Source organism: Rhizobacter sp. P5_C2, assembly GCF_054049715.1.
In genome coordinates, this window is record NZ_JBFULV010000077.1 from 1 (window position 1) to 15,798 (window position 15,798).

Annotated in this window: 19 protein-coding genes; 11 read left to right on the forward strand and 8 right to left on the reverse strand. The window is 69.9% G+C overall.

Annotated elements, in window-relative coordinates:
• Both ACXJLU_RS23875 and ACXJLU_RS23880 read left to right on the forward strand, forming a co-directional pair.
• Positions 1–347 (forward strand): Sua5 family C-terminal domain-containing protein (locus ACXJLU_RS23875; RefSeq protein WP_457335266.1); only part of this gene is annotated, 347 nt, incomplete at its 5' end.
• 35 nt (positions 348–382) lie between these two features.
• Complete coding sequence (locus ACXJLU_RS23880) at positions 383–1,387, forward strand: SGNH/GDSL hydrolase family protein (RefSeq protein WP_457335268.1); 1,005 nt, start codon at positions 383–385, stop codon at positions 1,385–1,387.
• 19 nt (positions 1,388–1,406) lie between these two features.
• Here ACXJLU_RS23880 and dacB read toward each other — a convergent pair whose 3' ends face one another.
• The gene (dacB, locus tag ACXJLU_RS23885) at positions 1,407–2,777 is read right to left on the reverse strand and encodes a D-alanyl-D-alanine carboxypeptidase/D-alanyl-D-alanine endopeptidase (RefSeq protein WP_457335270.1); all 1,371 of its coding nucleotides are present in this window, start codon (positions 2,775–2,777) and stop codon (positions 1,407–1,409) included.
• A gap of 95 nt (positions 2,778–2,872) precedes the next feature.
• On the opposite strand from dacB, the gene tsaB reads away from it, so the two are divergent.
• From tsaB to ACXJLU_RS23905, 4 genes are read left to right on the forward strand one after another with little or no spacing between them, the layout of a single operon-like run.
• The gene (gene tsaB / locus ACXJLU_RS23890; protein ID WP_457335272.1) at positions 2,873–3,592 is read left to right on the forward strand and encodes a tRNA (adenosine(37)-N6)-threonylcarbamoyltransferase complex dimerization subunit type 1 TsaB; all 720 of its coding nucleotides are present in this window, start codon (positions 2,873–2,875) and stop codon (positions 3,590–3,592) included.
• On the forward strand, positions 3,589–4,089 hold the full coding sequence (rimI, locus tag ACXJLU_RS23895) for a ribosomal protein S18-alanine N-acetyltransferase (protein WP_457335274.1): 501 nt from the start codon (positions 3,589–3,591) through the stop codon (positions 4,087–4,089). Before tsaB ends, rimI begins: the two co-directional genes overlap by 4 nt.
• Positions 4,076–4,864, forward strand: coding sequence for a uracil-DNA glycosylase (locus tag ACXJLU_RS23900; protein ID WP_457335276.1), 789 nt, complete (start codon positions 4,076–4,078; stop codon positions 4,862–4,864). Before rimI ends, ACXJLU_RS23900 begins: the two co-directional genes overlap by 14 nt.
• Positions 4,865–4,866: 2 nt before the next feature.
• Positions 4,867–7,275 (forward strand): putative bifunctional diguanylate cyclase/phosphodiesterase, encoded by a 2,409-nt coding sequence (locus tag ACXJLU_RS23905; protein WP_457335278.1) that lies wholly within the window; start codon positions 4,867–4,869, stop codon positions 7,273–7,275.
• 3 nt (positions 7,276–7,278) lie between these two features.
• Here the strand turns inward: ACXJLU_RS23905 and ACXJLU_RS23910 are convergent, their stop codons facing one another.
• The gene (locus ACXJLU_RS23910) at positions 7,279–7,629 is read right to left on the reverse strand and encodes a DUF7674 family protein (protein ID WP_457335280.1); all 351 of its coding nucleotides are present in this window, start codon (positions 7,627–7,629) and stop codon (positions 7,279–7,281) included.
• A gap of 65 nt (positions 7,630–7,694) precedes the next feature.
• The gene (glmU, locus tag ACXJLU_RS23915; protein WP_457335282.1) at positions 7,695–9,068 is read right to left on the reverse strand and encodes a bifunctional UDP-N-acetylglucosamine diphosphorylase/glucosamine-1-phosphate N-acetyltransferase GlmU; all 1,374 of its coding nucleotides are present in this window, start codon (positions 9,066–9,068) and stop codon (positions 7,695–7,697) included.
• Between the two features lie 46 nt (positions 9,069–9,114).
• Between glmU and ACXJLU_RS23920 the strand changes: the two genes are divergently transcribed.
• Positions 9,115–9,948 (forward strand): DUF6279 family lipoprotein, encoded by an 834-nt coding sequence (locus ACXJLU_RS23920; RefSeq protein WP_457335284.1) that lies wholly within the window; start codon positions 9,115–9,117, stop codon positions 9,946–9,948.
• Positions 9,949–9,954: 6 nt separating this feature from the next.
• Here the strand turns inward: ACXJLU_RS23920 and ACXJLU_RS23925 are convergent, their stop codons facing one another.
• Genes ACXJLU_RS23925 through ACXJLU_RS23940 form a run of 4 tightly spaced genes read right to left on the reverse strand, consistent with a single transcriptional unit; the run spans position 9,955 to position 12,692 of the window.
• Positions 9,955–10,581, reverse strand: coding sequence for a DUF4136 domain-containing protein (locus ACXJLU_RS23925; RefSeq protein WP_457335286.1), 627 nt, complete (start codon positions 10,579–10,581; stop codon positions 9,955–9,957).
• 17 nt (positions 10,582–10,598) lie between these two features.
• A complete protein-coding gene (ttcA, locus tag ACXJLU_RS23930) occupies positions 10,599–11,513 on the reverse strand; it encodes a tRNA 2-thiocytidine(32) synthetase TtcA (RefSeq protein ID WP_457335288.1) in 915 nt (304 codons plus the stop codon).
• Positions 11,513–11,911: a dihydroneopterin aldolase gene (locus ACXJLU_RS23935; RefSeq protein ID WP_457335290.1), complete on the reverse strand. Its 399-nt coding sequence runs from the start codon at positions 11,909–11,911 to the stop codon at positions 11,513–11,515. The genes ttcA and ACXJLU_RS23935 overlap by 1 nt, the downstream gene beginning before the upstream one ends.
• Before the next feature lies 1 nt (position 11,912).
• Positions 11,913–12,692, reverse strand: a complete 780-nt coding sequence (locus tag ACXJLU_RS23940) for an SDR family oxidoreductase (RefSeq protein WP_457335292.1) — start codon at positions 12,690–12,692, stop codon at positions 11,913–11,915.
• A 19-nt stretch (positions 12,693–12,711) separates the two neighbouring features.
• Between ACXJLU_RS23940 and ACXJLU_RS23945 the strand changes: the two genes are divergently transcribed.
• The 4 genes from ACXJLU_RS23945 to ACXJLU_RS23960 all read left to right on the forward strand — a co-directional run bounded on the left by ACXJLU_RS23945 (position 12,712) and on the right by ACXJLU_RS23960 (position 14,534).
• Positions 12,712–13,836, forward strand: coding sequence for a class I SAM-dependent methyltransferase (locus tag ACXJLU_RS23945; protein ID WP_457335294.1), 1,125 nt, complete (start codon positions 12,712–12,714; stop codon positions 13,834–13,836).
• Between the two features lie 16 nt (positions 13,837–13,852).
• Positions 13,853–14,050, forward strand: coding sequence for a DUF2905 domain-containing protein (locus tag ACXJLU_RS23950; protein ID WP_457335296.1), 198 nt, complete (start codon positions 13,853–13,855; stop codon positions 14,048–14,050).
• 105 nt (positions 14,051–14,155) lie between these two features.
• Positions 14,156–14,350, forward strand: coding sequence for a hypothetical protein (locus ACXJLU_RS23955; RefSeq protein ID WP_073465967.1), 195 nt, complete (start codon positions 14,156–14,158; stop codon positions 14,348–14,350).
• A 4-nt stretch (positions 14,351–14,354) separates the two neighbouring features.
• The gene (locus ACXJLU_RS23960) at positions 14,355–14,534 is read left to right on the forward strand and encodes a hypothetical protein (protein ID WP_457335298.1); all 180 of its coding nucleotides are present in this window, start codon (positions 14,355–14,357) and stop codon (positions 14,532–14,534) included.
• Here ACXJLU_RS23960 and ACXJLU_RS23965 read toward each other — a convergent pair.
• Positions 14,513–15,787 (reverse strand): multifunctional CCA addition/repair protein, encoded by a 1,275-nt coding sequence (locus ACXJLU_RS23965; protein ID WP_457335300.1) that lies wholly within the window; start codon positions 15,785–15,787, stop codon positions 14,513–14,515. The genes ACXJLU_RS23960 and ACXJLU_RS23965 overlap by 22 nt on opposite strands.
• Between the last annotated feature and the right edge of the window lie 11 nt (positions 15,788–15,798).

Sequence of the window (15,798 nt, forward strand, 5' to 3'; positions counted from 1 at the left end):
ACCGCGACGATGCCGCGCCGCGCGCTTCCGGCACGCTGGAAGCCCACTACGCGCCGCGCGCCAAGCTGCGGCTGATGCCCGGCCCGATGCTGAATACGGCGTTGCAGATGCTCGAAGGCTCGACATTGAAGCTGGCGGTATATTCGCGGACCGTGCCCGCCAAGGCGGTGCGCGGGCTGCGCCACCGCGCGATGCCGTCGCAGGCATCGCAGGCGGCACACGAACTTTTTTCCGCGCTGCGCGAACTCGATGCCGAGGGCGTGCATCTGATCTGGGTGGAAGAGCCGCCCGCCGAGCCCGAATGGGACGGCGTGCGCGACCGCCTGCAACGGGCTGCCGCCGCCTGACTTCCTCCCCTTACCGTTTCCCGTCTGGAGTGTTCATGATTTTCAAGGCTGATCCGAAGCAAAACGGCTGGGTGCGCATCGGCGCAGCACTGCTGGCGGCCACGCTGCTGGCGTCGTGCGGCGGCGGCACGCAGGTCGAGAGCTTCTCGCCGCGCCGCCTGATCGCGTTCGGCGACGACGCCAGCGTGATGACCACTGTTACCAGCGCCAAGTACAGCGTCAACGCGGTGCTCTACGACGAGACCACCAACCCGCACACGCCGAAAACCGACCTGGACTGCAACAACAACCCGATCTGGATCCAGAACGTGGCCGGCACCTTCCGCCTGATCTTCGCGGAGTGCAACGTCAACAATGCCCCGGTCACCGCGCACACGCTGGCGACGGCGGGCGCCACCGTCAGCGACGTCGCGTCGCAGATCACGCAGTTCACCTCCGGCGACTCGCTGTCGGCCACCGACCTCGTCACCGTGATGGCCGGCGCCAACGACATCATCGCGCTGTACCAGCAGTACCCCGGCCAGAGCACGACCGACCTGCAGGCAGCCGCTGCCGCGGCCGGCACGGCACTGGGCGCGCAGATCATCCGGCTGGCCGATCTCGGCGCGAAGATCATCGTGTCGACCGCGCCGGACCAGGGCCTCACGCCCTATGCCGGCGCCCAGGACCTGACCGATCCGGGGCGTGGCGCTTTCCTGACTTCGCTCAGCTTCCAGTTCAACGCTGCGCTGCGGCTGAAGCTCGAAGACGTGAAGGAAGGCGGCAAGTCGGTCGGCCTGGTGGTGTTCGACGAGCGCCTGCAGGACATGGTGCGCAACTACCCGGGCTACGGGCTGGTGAACATCACCGACGGCTCCTGCCTCGCCAGCGCCCCGCTGCCGACCTGCACCGTGTCGACGCTGAAGAAGGTGCCGGAGTCGGGCGCCGCCGACGCGACCGCCTACGGCTGGCTGTGGGCCGACCCCCTGCACTTCGGCCCGGCCGCCCAGGCCCAGCTCGGGGCGATGGCGGCCAGCCGCGCCGTCAACAACCCGTTCTGACACTGCCAGACATAGAAACCTACGGGGTCAGCGTGTCGTTGAGCACCCACTGGGTCATCGCGTCGAGCGCCGGGCGGGCGGCGTTGGCGTTGGGGTGGTTGATGATTGCCACCACCACGTAACGCCGGCCGCTGTTGCCCAGTACATAGCCGGCGATGCCGGCCACATCCTTCAGCGAGCCGGTCTTCAGGTGCGCCCGCCCCAAGGGCGCGCGCGAGCGCTTCATCGTGCCGTCGAGCCCGCTGACCGGCAGCGAGCTCATCAGCTCCGGCATCACCGGCCCGGCCCAGTCGGCCTGCAGCACGCGGCCCAGCAACTGGGCGGTGACGCGCGAATCGCGCGACAGCCCCGAGCCGTTGTCGACCACGACCGACGGCGCCGCATCCGGATACCGCTCGGCCACCCACTGGCGCAGCACCTCGCGCGCGAGTTCCGGGGAGCCGAGGCCGCGCTGCGTCAGCCCGAGCGTCAGGAACAGCTGCTGCGCCATCACGTTGTTGCTGAACTTGTTGATGTCGCGGATCACCTCGGCCAGCGGCGGCGACACCAGTTCGAAGCTCGGCGGCGTCGACGGCGCCGTGCCATCGCGCACCTTGCCGCCCAGCTTGCCGCCCATCTCGCTCCACAGGCCGCGCAGCAGCCGCTCGCTGTAACGCTGCGGCTCGGGCCACGCGATCGACCACGACTTCTCGCCACACAGCTTGCGGAACCCGCCGGCCACCTTCAGCTTCGCCGGATCGGCGAGGTCGAGCATCAGCGGGGCCCGCCAGTCGTCGCACGGACCGGCGATCAGCGGCACGCTGTCGTCGAGCTGCAGGCCGGACAGCGGCACGTCGGCGGTGATGCGGGCGACGCCGGCCAGCGCGTCGGGCGCGAAGGTGAGCGTCAGCGACTTGAAGTTCAGCATCAGCGCGTCAGGCTGCACGTTGTACGGCCGCAGCGGATCGCCGTCGAAATCGCCCGGGTTCTGCAGCGCCGGGCGGAACGCGCTGCGGTCGAGCACGATGTCGCCGCGGATCTCGTGCACGCCGAGCTGCTGCACGCGGCGCAGCATCATCCACAGCCGCTCGGGCACGAGCTTCGGGTCGCCGGAGCCGCGGATCACGAGATCGCCGTCGAGCACGCCGTTCGGTCCCGGCCTGCGCACCGTGCCCTGCAGCCAGACCGGCGTCGACCAGCTCCAGGCCGGGCCCAGCAGCTCGAGCGCGGCCGAGGTGGTCAGCAGCTTCATCAGCGACGCGGGATTGACCGACTGGCGCGATTGCCAGTCGAGCCGCGGCGCGCTGGCGCCGACCTCCTGCACCCAGGCGACCATCGCCTCGCGCGGCACCTTGGCGGCGTCGAGCGCGACCTCGGCCTCGATCGGCAGCGGGACAGCCCATGCGGACATCCCGGCCCACAGACCGACGGCGCCCAGCAGGATGCGTCTCCCTAGATACCCCATCACGGGATGATCGCACGCACCCCGGGCTTTAGACTCTCGGCATGGGCACGCTGCTGGCTTTCGACACCTCCACCGACGCGATGAGCGTCGCGCTGGTCATGCCCGGGCTGCAGGTGGCGCACGACCGCGCCGGTGGACCGCAAGCCTCGGCCGCGCTGATTCCGGACCTGATGGCCTTGCTGGCCGCGCACGGCCTCGCGCTCGCCGACGTCGACGCGATCGCCTTCGGCTGCGGTCCCGGCGCGTTCACCGGCTTGCGCACCGCCTGCTCGGTGGCCCAGGGGCTGGCGTTCGGCGCGAACAAGCCGGTGATCCCGGTCGACAGCCTGATGCTGGTGGCCGACGACGCGCGGGCGCAAACCGGTGCCGACGACCTCTGCGTCGCGATGGACGCGCGGATGGACGAGATCTATGCCGGCCGCTACCGCTGGAGCGATGGGCGCTGGGCGGTGACCACGGCGCCCGCGTTGCTGCGCATCGACGCCTTCAACGCGCTGTGGCATGAGCACCCGTCCGCGGTGATCGCCGGCTCGGCGATCGAGGCCTTCGGCGACCGGCTCACGCTGGCGCCGTCGCTGCGGCGCGTGCCGCAGCCGCGCTCGCGAGCCGAGGCGCTGGCCCGCGTTGCCACCCAGCTGTGGACACAAGGGGTCCGTGTCGATGCCGCGCACGCGCTGCCCGTCTACCTGCGCGACAAGGTGGCGCAGACGACCGTCGAGCGCGCGCACGACAAGGCGATGAAAGCGAAGGCGGCCGCATGAGTGCCGTGCTGAGAGACAAGCGCCTGCTGCTGCCGCTGGGCGTCACGCAGCTCGAAGCGGTGCTCGAGATCGAGCGCCAGGCCTACGAATTCCCGTGGACCCACGGCAATTTCATCGACTCGCTGGCCGCCGGCTACGTGGCGCGCGTGATCTACGGCGAGCGCGGCGAGATGCTGGGCTACTTCATCGCGATGCCCGGCGTGGACGAGATGCACCTGCTGAACCTGACCGTCGCCCCCGCCTTCCAGCGCCAGGGGCATGCGCGCTTCCTGCTCGACGAGCTGGTGGCCCTGTGCCGCGAGCGCCACGCCGCCCAGCTGTGGCTGGAGGTGCGGCAGAGCAACGAGCGCGCGCGGGCGCTGTACCTGCGCTACGGCTTCAAGGCGATCGGCACGCGCCGCGGCTACTACCCGGCGTCGCGCACCACGCACCCGAGCGGGCGCGAGGATGCGGCGGTGATGAGCCTGCAGGTGGAGGGTGCCGATGCGCTGGAGTGAACGCCAGGTCGCGATGCTGCAGGAGATGGGCATCCGCGTGTGGAACACGCCGTCGCAGGACGATGCGGTGGCACTCGCCGAGCCCGACACCGGGGTCGACACCCCGCCGCCCGCGTCGGCGCCTGCGCTGCCCTCGCCCGCCGCGGCCGCCCCCGTGCGAGGCCCCCGCGCGACCGGCATCGACGCGATGGACTGGCCCGCGCTGCGCGAGGCGGTCGCGGGCTGCACCGCCTGCAAGCTGTGCAGCGGCCGCACGCAGACGGTGTTCGGCGTCGGCAACCCGCAGGCCCACTGGATGGTCGTCGGCGAAGCGCCCGGCGAACAGGAGGACCGGCAGGGCGAGCCCTTCGTCGGCAAGTCGGGCCAACTGCTCGACAGCATGCTGCGCGCGCTCGGGCTGACGCGCGGCGAGGCCGAGCCGGCGCGCCAGGTCTTCATCGCCAACACGCTGAAGTGCCGCCCGCCCGGCAACCGCAACCCCGAGCCCGACGAGCTGGCGCAGTGCGAGCCCTTCCTGATCCGCCAGATCGAGCTGGTGAAGCCGCGCATGATCCTCGCGATGGGCCGCTTCGCGGTGCAGAGCCTGCTGCGCAGCAACGAGCCGGTGGGCAGGCTGCGCGGCCGCGTGCACCAGTACCAGGGCGTGCCGCTGGTCGTGACCTACCACCCGGCCTACCTGCTGCGCAATCCGGAAGACAAGGCCCGGGCGTGGGACGACCTGTGCCTGGCACTCGAGCAGATGAAGGCCGAACAGATGAAAACGGCGGCCACCTGACGATGGACGCCACCACGCCCGCTTGGCCCGACACCGAGGACCTGCCGTGCATGGTGCTGCGGCTGACGCCCGAATGCGTGCTGCTGCAAGGCAACCGCGCCTTCGTCGAGTTCAGCGGCGCCGGCTCGGTGCTCGACGCCGGGCTGCTGTGGCAGGCGCTGCTCGGCCCCGAATCGCGCGCCACGCTCGCCACGCGGCTGATCGGCCGCGAGGACTTCGCGCTGAACCTGCGCATGCAGTGCGCGCCGCAGTCGACCGGCGGCTACTGCTGGCTCGACATGGAGGCGCGCTGGCTGCCGGCGTTCGGCCACTACCTGTGCGTGCTGCACGACGTGACCGACAGCCGGCGCGCGGAACTCTCGGCACGCGCCCGCGCCGACCAGTTCCAGCTGCTGGCCGACAACGTGCCGGTGCTGATCGCCTACTACCAGGCCAGCACGCTGCGCTGCCTGTTCGCGAACAAGCGCTACGCGCAGACCTTCGGCTGGGACGAGCAATCGATCGTCGGCCACACCGTCGCCGAGATCATCGGCGAGCCGGCCGCGCGGCTGATCCAGCCGCAGGTCGACCGGGTGCTGCGCGAACGGCGCGGCGCGTCGTACGAGCGCGAGCTGATCGGTGCCGACGGCGCGCGCCGCTGGATCGAGGTGAACCTGCTGCCGCACGTCGTCAACGACGGCGACGCGACCGCCGCCTTCGTGCTGATCTCCGACATCACGAAGCACCGGCTGGCCGAGCAATCGGTGCGCGAATCGGAAGAGCGGCTCGCGAAGTTCATGCAGGCGAGCGCCGAGGGCATCGTGTTCCACAAGAATGGCGTGATCACCGACGCCAACCCGCCGGCGCTCGCGCTGATCGGCTACACGCTGGAAGAGCTGAAGGGCCGCCAGACGCTGGATTTCATCGCGCCCGACCAGCTGGCCCGCGCCGCCGCGACGCAGGCCGCCGCCGCCGAGATCACCTACGAGAGCGTCGCGCTGCACAAGGACGGCGGGCGCATCCCGGTCGAATTCACCGTGCGCACGATGCTGCGCAACGGCGAGCGCATGCGCATGACGCTGGTGCGCGACCTGCGCGACCGGCAGGCGGCGCAGGAGCGCATCCACCACCTGGCGCACCACGACGCGCTGACGCAGCTGCCGAACCGGATGAGCTTCATGGAGACGCTGGAGCACCGCATCACCGGCGCCCGCACCAGCGACTCGCAGCTCGCGCTGCTGTTCATCGACCTCGACCACTTCAAGCGCGTCAACGACTCGCTGGGCCACCTGATCGGCGACACGCTGCTGCAGACCGTCGCGCAGCGCATCATCCAGAGCCTGCGCTCGACCGACCTGGTCGCGCGCTTCGGCGGCGACGAGTTCATCGTGCTGCTGCCCGGCGTGCTGCAGCGCGCCGATGTCGAGGAGGCCACGCAGAAGCTGCTGGCGGCGGTCGAGGTGCCGGTGAATGCCGACGGGCGGCTGATCTCGGTGACGCCGTCGGTGGGCATCTCGATGTTCCCGCACGATGGGCAGACCGCCGACGAGCTGATCAAGAACGCCGACACCGCGATGTACCTCGCGAAGGCGCGCGGCCGGGCCAACTACCAGTTCTTCACGCCGGCGATGGCGCGCTCGGCCTATGCCGCGCTGGTGATGGAAAGCCAGATGACGCAGGCGCTGGAGCGCAGCGAGTTCGTGCTGCACTTCCAGCCGCAGGTGCGCTCGCACGACGGCGTGCTGGTCGGCGTCGAGGCGCTGATCCGCTGGAACCACCCGGAGCGCGGGCTGCTGATGCCCGACCACTTCATTCCGCTCGCCGAGCAGCAGCGGCTGATGCTGCCGATCGGCCAGTGGGTGCTGCGCGATGCGCTGCGCTGCGCGCGACGCTGGCACGAGGCCGGCATCAGCAGCGTGCCGGTGGCGGTGAACCTGTCGAGCGTGCAGTTCCAGACGGTCGGTTTCATCCAGCTGATCGCCGACATGCTGCGCGAGGAAGGCGTGCCGGGCGATTTCCTCGAGCTGGAGCTGACCGAGCGCATGCTGATGGACGACCTGGGCGAGGTGAAGGCCCGGCTCGGCGAGCTGAAGGCGATGGGCATCCGCATCTCGGTCGACGACTTCGGCACCGGCTACTCGTCGCTCGGCCACCTGAAGGAGCTGCCGATCGACAAGATGAAGATCGACCGCTCGTTCGTGAAGGACCTGCCGGACGAGCACGACTCGGCGGCGATCGCGCGCGCGATCGTGCAGCTGGCGCGCAGCCTCGACATCACGGTGATCGCCGAAGGCGTCGAGACGATCGCGCAGCAGGAGTTCCTGACGCGGCTCGGCTGCGACGAGCTGCAGGGCGAGCTGGTCAGCGCGCCGCTGCCGGCGGCGGCGTTCGAGGCCTGGGCGATCGCGCTGGCGGGGCCGGCGCTGGTGTGAACATCAGGGCCGAGTGACGAGGTCGTCGTTGGCGAGCCAGCGCTCGGCCAGTTCGGCGCTGCGGGTCGACAGGCGCTCGACCAGCGAGGATTCGACCAGCTCGCGCACGCCGGTGTCCGGCGATTGCAGCGCCCGCTCCATGGCCCGCATCAGGCGGGTGAGCGGCTCGGCGCCGGCCGGGTCCTTCATCAGGCGCAGCATCAGCCGGGTGACGTCGGCCATCAGCGCCACCGGCACCAGGCCGTGGTGGGCCTCGATGTGCCGCTGGTGCAAGAGCGACAGTTCGGGAACCTGCGTCAGGAGTTCATCGACGAACGCCGCGATGCTCATCTGCTTCTTCAGGTGGGTGGTCAAGTCGGTCCTTCAGGCTGTCGGTTGCACCCGACCTGAGTGACGCAGGACGCAGATCGGTTCCCTCGCTAGCGTTTCTTGACAGGCCGCGTCCAGCCTTCCAGCGACACCTGCTTCGCACGCGACACCGTCAGCTGGCCGGCCGGCGCGTCCTTCGAGATCGTCGAGCCGCCGCCGATCGTCGCGCCGGCACCGATCACGACCGGCGCGATCAGCACGCAGTTGCTGCCGACGTGCACGTCGTCGCCGATCACCGTGCGGTGCTTGTTCGCGCCGTCGTAGTTCGCGGTGATGCTGCCGGCGCCGTAGTTCACGCGCTCGCCCACCGTCGCGTCGCCCAGGTAGGCCAGGTGGTTGGCCTTCGCGCCCTTCGCGAGCGTCGAGTTCTTGACCTCGACGAAGTTGCCGATGTGCACCTCGTCGCCCAGTTGCGCGCCGGGGCGCAGCCGCGCGAACGGGCCGACCAGCGACCCGCGGCCGACCGTCACGCCCTGCGCCTCGCCATCAATGTGCGTGAACGGGTGGATCACCGCGCCGGCCGCGATGCGCGCGTTGCGGATCACGCAGTTCGCGCCGATGCGCACGTCGTCGCCCAACTCGACCTCGCCGTCGAACACGCAGTTGACGTCGATCTCGACATCGCTGCCGCAGCTCAGCTTGCCGCGCACGTCGAAGCGCGCCGGGTCGGCCAGCCGCACGCCGGCTTCCATCAGCGCCTCGGCGCGGCTGCGCTGGTAGCGGCGCTCCAGGTCGGCCAGCTGCATCGGGCTGTTGACGCCCAGCACCTCGGTCTCGCTCTTCGGCTGCGCGGTGACAACCGGCACGCCGTCGGCGACCGCCATCGCGATGATGTCGGTCAGGTAGTACTCGCCCTGGGCATTCTTGTTGTCCAGCCTGGCCAGCCAGTCCTTCAGCCGCTTCGTCGGCACCGCCATCACGCCGGTGTTGACCTCGCGGATCTCGCGCTGCGCCGGCGTCGCATCCTTGTGCTCGACGATCGCGCGCACCTGCTCGCCGTCGCGCACGATGCGGCCGTAGCCGGTGGCGTCGGCCAGCGTGATCGTCAGCAGCGCGAAGCGCTCGCCGCCGCAGGCATCGACCAGCGCGCGCACCGTGGCCGCGTCGATCAGCGGCGTGTCGCCGTTCAGGATCAGCGTCGTGCCCTCGTCGTGCAGCTGCGGCACGGCCTGCTGCACCGCATGGCCGGTGCCCAGCTGCGGCATCTGCCGCACGAAGAGCAATCCGGGTGCCTGCACCGCCGCCTCGACCTGCTCGGCGCCGTGGCCGGTGATCGTGATGATGCGGGTCGCCCCCAGCGACGCTGCGGTACCCAGAACATGCTGCAATAGGCTTCGCCCGGCCAGCTTGTGCAAGACCTTGGGCAGGCCGGATTTCATGCGGGTGCCTTTGCCCGCGGCCATGATCACGATGTCGAGAGCCATGCAACGTCCTTTTTTCAGGTCGGTGATTATCGGTGTCGCGCTGGCGTTGACCACCCTGCTTTCAGGGTGTGGCGCGATGCGGCTGGCCTACAACCAGGCCCCCGATCTGGGGTATTGGTGGCTGGACAAGTACATCGACTTCAACGACGAGCAGACGCCGCGGGTGCGCGATGCGATCACGTCGTGGTTCCGCTGGAACCGCAGCACCCAGCTGCCGGACTATGCGCGCTGGCTGGACAAGCTGTCGGGCGACCTGCAGCAGCCAATCACAGCGGCCCAGGTGTGCCGCTGGACCGACGAGGTCGAGTCGCGCATGTTCGTCGGCCTCGACCAGGCGCTGCCGGCACTGGCCGAAACGGCGCTGTCGCTGAAGCCCGAGCAGCTCAAGCACATCGAGAAGCGCTACGCGAAGGTCAACGACGACTATGCCGACGACTACCTGCAGCCCGATCCGCAGGACCGCGTGAAGGCCACGATGAAGCGCACGATGGAGCGTGCCGAGATGCTGTACGGCGACCTCGACGACGCACAGACCGCGCAGGTGAAGCGGGCGATGGCGGCGTCGCCGTTCAACCCCGAGCTGTGGCTGGCCGAGCGCAAGGCGCGCCAGCAGGACGTGCTGCAGACCTTGCGCCGGCTGCTGGCCGAGCGGCCGCCGCAGGCCCAAGTGCAGGCGGCGCTGCGCGCGATCGCCGAGCGGGTGCAGCACTCGCCGCGCGAGAACTTCCGCAGCTACCAGGAAAAATTGACGCGCTACAACTGCGAGTTCGGCGCGCAACTGCACAACACGACGAGCGCCGAGCAGCGGCTGTACGCGGCGAAGAAGCTGAAGGGGTGGGCCGGCGACTTCCGCGCGCTGGCGGCGGACGCCGGCCGCTGACCCCCGTCAACTTGGGGGCAACTGGATCGTCACGCGGCGCGGGTTGATGCCGGTCTGCGGAAAGTCCTTCAGCGCCGCGTCGAACATCGCGGCGATCATCGCGTCGCCGCCCATCGTCGTGCCGTCGTTGGCGGCGCGCGCCTCGTACACCACTTGCCCGGATTGCCGGTCCCGGATCAGCACCGCCACCTCGCGGTCATAGTAGGTCGTGTCGTAGTAGCGCGGACCAAAGTAGCCGGGCGGGCCCCAGAACGGCCCCCGGCCATAGCCGTAGCCATAGCGCGAACGGTACAGCCCGCCGTGCCACCACAGCGGATCGTCGTACGGCGAGACGTCGTAGCGGTTGATGCGCGCGCCGACCTGCACGGTGAAATCGGCCGCCTTCGCCTCACCCGCTTCGCTGAAACCGGCCGCCTGCAGCGAATGCCGGGCCATCGATTCCAGCTTCTCCTGCTCCATCGCCCGCGCCTGCTGCGACGGCAGGCGCTCGAACGCGTAGGTCGATGCGCTGCGCCCGGCCGGCCATTGGCTGTAGGTGGAGACGTTGCTGTCGACCGCGTTCATCGCGGCGCAGCCCCCCAGGCCCAGCAGCGCGCCGGCCAGCAGGGTGGTGGTCAGGGCAGGTTTCCACATGGTCGGCCTCCGTCAGGTCAAACGTGCAGCTTGATGGGCACCGCGTCGCCGGCGGGTTCGGCCGGGGCGCAGCTCTCGTCGTCGTCGAAGGCCCGATCGCCAGCGGCATCGGGCACCCCGGTGGTTTTGAGCGTCGTGAACGGGTAGAGGTTCCGATCCATCATGTGCGACGGCACGATGTTGCCCATCGCGGTGAACATGTTCTCGATGCGGCCGGGGAAGCGCTTGTCCCAGTCGCGCAGCATCTGCTTCGTCTGCACGCGCTGCAGGTTCTCCTGGCTGCCGCACAGCGTGCACGGGATGATCGGAAACTGCCGGTGCGCGGCCCAGCGCTCCAGGTCGGGCTCGGCCACGTAGGCCAGCGGGCGGATCACGATGTTCTTGCCGTCGTCGCTGACCAGCTTCGGCGGCATGCCCTTCATGCGGCTGCCGAAGAACATGTTCATGAACAGCGTCTGCAGCATGTCGTCGCGGTGGTGGCCGAGCGCCACCTTGGTCGCGCCGAGCTCGCCCGCCACGCGGTACAGGGCGCCGCGGCGCAGCCGCGAGCACAGGCTGCACATCGTCTTGCCCTCGGGGATCAGGCGCTTGACGATCGAATAGGTGTCCTGGCTCTCGATGTGGAACGGCACGCCGCGCGATTTCAGGTACTCCGGCAGCACGTGCTCCGGGAAGCCCGGCTGCTTCTGGTCGAGGTTCACGGCCACCAGCGTGAAGCGGATCGGCGCGCGCTGCTGCAGGTTCAGCAGGATGTCGAGCAGCGCGTAGCTGTCCTTGCCGCCGGACACGCAGACCATCACCTTGTCGCCGTCCTCGATCATGTTGAAGTCGGCGATCGCCTGGCCGACCTGGCGGTGCAGGCGCTTGCTGAGCTTGTTGATCTCGAAGGCCTGCTTCGCTTCGTCCTTGGGGTTGTCCAGTACCGCACTCATCACAGATCCTTCTTCATCGCAAAGACTTCGCAGCCGACGGCTTCGCAGTCCGGGTACACATCGGGTTTGGCGGTCGACACGCGGGCGGCGCGCACGCGCGGGTGGGCCATCATCAGCGCCAGCACGTCGTCGCACAGCGTTTCCTGCAGGTGGATGTGGCCCTGCTTCACGCGGCCGGCGATGGTGCGACGGATGAAGTCGTAGTCGACCACCTCGTCGAGCTCGTCGGCCTTCGGCGTCGACAACGCCAGCGGAATGTAGAGGTCGACATTGATCAGCACGCGCTGCTCGCCCTTCTTCTCGAAGTCGTGCACGCCGATGTTGATCCACACCTCGTAGTCGCGCAGGAACAGCCGGCGGCAATCCATCAGGCCGGGGTGGATGAGCAGGGAGTGCATGTCAGGTCTTCTTCTCGGGATTGGCAATGAACATCACGTCGCGCGGCTGGCCCTGCAGGTGCTGGCCGCCATCGACCAGCAGCGTGCTGCCGGTGATGGCCGGCGACTCGATCAGGAAACGCACCGCCTGCGCGATGTCGGCCGGTGTCGACGAGCGCTGCAGCGGCGTCAGGCCGTGCGCCTGGGCGAATTCTGCCTCGGTCATCGCGCCCGACAGCAGTGTGACGCCCGGCGCGACGCCGCACACCCGCAGCCGCGGCGCCAGCGCCTGCGCCAGCAGCACGGTCGCCGACTGCAATGCCGCCTTCGACAAGGTGTAGGACAGGTAGTCGGGGTTCGGATTCCACAGCTTCTGGTCGAGCAGGTTGACGACGCAGCCGCGGCCGTCGCGGGCCGCCAGGTGCGCGTGCAGCGCTTGCGCGAGCAGCACGGCCGGGCCGGTGTTGGCGCGCCAGTGGGCCTCCATCGACGCGTAGCTGAAGCTCTCGGCGTTGTCGTAGGCGAAGGTGGAGGCGTTGTTGACGACCGCGTCGAGGCGGCCCAGGCGCTCGCAGACGGCCGGCACCAGCGCCCGGCAGGCGGCCTCGTCGGCCAGGTCGGCGGCGAACACCGCGGCGCGGGCGCCGAGCCGCGTGGCCTCGTCGGCGGTGGCCTGCGCCTCGTCGCGCGAGCCGCGGCAGTGGACCGCGAGGTCGTGGCCGTGCGCGGCGAGTTCGAGCGCGATCGCCCGGCCCAGGCGGCGGGCCGCGCCGGTGACCAGGGTGACGGGGCGTGCGGACATGGCTTTCTACAATCGGGGCATGCAAACCCCACCAGCCGGCAGTGTATCGGCGGCGCTTTCGTCGCTGATCCGCCAGGCCATCGCCCGCAACGGCGATTGGCTGCCTTTCGACCGCTTCATGGCGCTCGCGTTGTACGCCCCCGGGCTCGGCTACTACGCGGCCGGCGACCGGCAGTTCGGCATGCTGCCGTCGTCCGGCAGCGATTTCGTCACCGCACCGGAGCTGACGCCGCTGTTCGGCGCGGCGCTCGCGCGCCAGGTCGCGCAGGCGCTGCGGGCCTGCGACGGCCGCGAGGTCTGGGAGTTCGGCGCCGGCTCCGGCGCGCTGGCCGAGCAGTTGCTCGACGCGCTGGCCGCCGACGGCATCGCACCCGCGCGCTACACCATCGTCGACCTGTCCGGCGCGCTGCGGCAGCGCCAACAGGCGCGGCTCGCGCGCTTCGGCGCGCAGGTGCGCTGGGTGTCGGAGCTGCCCGACACGATGCAAGGCGTGATCGTCGGCAACGAGGTGCTCGACGCGATGCCGGTGCAGCTGCTGCACTTCGACGGCACGCAGTGGCACGAGCGCGGCGTGGTCATGGCCGGTGAGGGCGGGGGCTTCGCCTGGGGCGACCGGCCGACCGCGCTGCGCCCGCCGCTGGACGCGCCCTTCGTGCCGGGCACCGTCACCGAGATCCACCCGCAGGCGCGCGCCTTCATCGCGACGCTGGCCGACCGGCTGCAGCGCGGCGCCGCCTTCTTCATCGACTACGGCTTCCCCGAGACCGAGTACTACCTGCCGCAGCGCCATGGCGGCACGCTGATGTGCCACCAGGGCCACCAGGCCGATGGCGACCCGCTGGTCGAGGTCGGCCGCAAGGACATCACCGCCCACGTCGATTTCACCGGCATCGCGCTGTCCGCGCAGGACGCCGGGCTGGAGGTCGTCGGTTACACCACGCAGGCCCATTTCCTGATCAACTGCGGGCTCGTCGAGCGACTGGCCGACGCTGACTTGAGAACCCGCGCGAATGCGCAGAAGCTGTTGCTGGAGCACGAGATGGGCGAGTTGTTCAAGGTGATCGCACTGGCGCGCGGCTGCGATGCGTCGTTCACCGACGCGCCGCTCGGCTTCGCGCACGGCGACCGCAGCCACACGCTGTGACGCGGGGCTGACGACCATGGGCTTGCGCTGGCTGCTGGTGATCCTGATCGCGCTGCTGCTGTTCAGCGGGCTGCAGCGCTGGCTGCTGAAGCTCGGGCTCGGGCGGCTGCCCGGCGACTTCCGTTTCCGGCTGTTCGGGCGCGAGTTCTTCATCCCGATCACCAGCAGCGTGCTGCTGAGCGTGGTGGCGCTGCTGATCACGAAGCTGATCTGAAGGCTGCACCGCCGGCAGGGGCACGGACAAACCAGACTTGCGCCGCCCCCTACAACTGGTTACAACGGCCTCGCTCCCTTCTCGAGGGAGTACAAGGAGGCCCGCATGACTGAAGCTCTGAAATCGCCGACGACGCAGCAGGACTATCAGGAATCCCGCATCGAGGAAGAACCGATCCTCGGCCCGGTACTCGCGATGCCCGATGGCCGCATGCACCCGCTCAGCTGGCTCGACCGGGTGAAGCTGCGGCTGCACCTGACCGACGCCCGGGCGCTCGAATCGCGCTACTTCGCCACCTGAGGCGATGCGTCGCACAGGCTGCCCGGCAGGCCTGCACAACCTGCCCGGCGTGTTGCGCTTGTCGGTCCCGGTGTTCGTGGCGCACGAGTTGCGCGCGGTGCGCTGGTTGCTGATGCTCGATGACCGGGCGCGCCGGCGCATCGCCCTCCACGCGCGGAATCGTCAGTTGCCGGTCGAAGGCTGAGCTTGCGACTGAGACTGCGACTGCGACTGCGACGCGAGGAATTCCGACACCGCCACGTAGCGCGCATGCCGGATCGCCGAGCCGATCGCGGTACCTTTCCAGCCGCGGGCCAGCGCATCGGACGACACCTTCGCGGTGTCCACCGCCAGGGCCGCCTCCATCGCGCCCTGCAGGCGCGGCCGCTGCGGATACGGCCGCTCCTCGAAGCCGGTGCGCCCGCGCGCATCGCACTCGCAGGCGAGCAGCAGTTCTGAAAACCGCACCGGCCGCCGCCACACGTCGCAGCGGTCGAACAGGCGCATCACCGCCGAGCCGTCGAGCTGCAGGCTGCGGTGGATGTTGCCGTGCTCACGCGCCACCGCCTCGGCCAGTTCGCGGCAGTCGGTGGGCACCTTCAGGCGCTGCGCCACGGCCTGCACCAGTGCGACGCTGCGCGCCTCGTGCGCGATGTGGCGCGGCAGTTCGTCGACCGGCGTCGTGCCCTTGCCGAGGTCGTGGCCAAGGCAGGCGAAGCGCACCTCGAGCGGCGCCTCGAGCCGTGCCGCCATGTCGAGCACCAGCATCAGGTGCAGGCCGGTGTCGACCTCGGGATGGTGCTCCGGCGGCTGCGGCACGCCCCACAGCCGGTCGACCTCGGGCAGCAGGCGCGCCAGCGCGCCGCAACCGCGCAGCACCTCGAACATGCGCGACGGCCGCGCTTCCATCAGCCCGCGCGCCAGCTCCTGCCAGACCCGCTCGGGCACCAGCGCATCGACCTCGCCGATCTCGACCATGTGGCGCATCAGCGCGTCGGTCTCCGGCGCGACGCTGAAATCATCGAAGCGCGCCGCGAAGCGCGCGAGCCGCAGGATGCGCACCGGGTCCTCGGCGAAGGCCGGCGACACATGGCGCAGCAGCTTGTCCTGCAGGTCGCGCCTGCCACCCCAAGGGTCGACGATGCGGCCGTCCTCGTCCTGCGCCATCGCGTTGATCGTCAGGTCGCGGCGCTGCAGGTCTTCCTCGAGCGTGACGCTGGGGTCCGCATGGAACGCGAAGCCGTGGTAGCCCGGCGCGGTCTTGCGCTCGGTGCGCGCCAGCGCCACCTCGTCCTTGGTCTCCGGGTGCAGGAACACCGGGAAGTCCTTGCCGACCGGCAGGTAGCCGGCCTCGAGCAACTGCAGCGGCGACGCGCCGACCACCACCCAGTCGCGGTCGTTGACCGGCCGCCCCAACAACGCATCGCGGACTGCGCCGCCTACCATCCACTTCTTCATCGGCGCAGTGT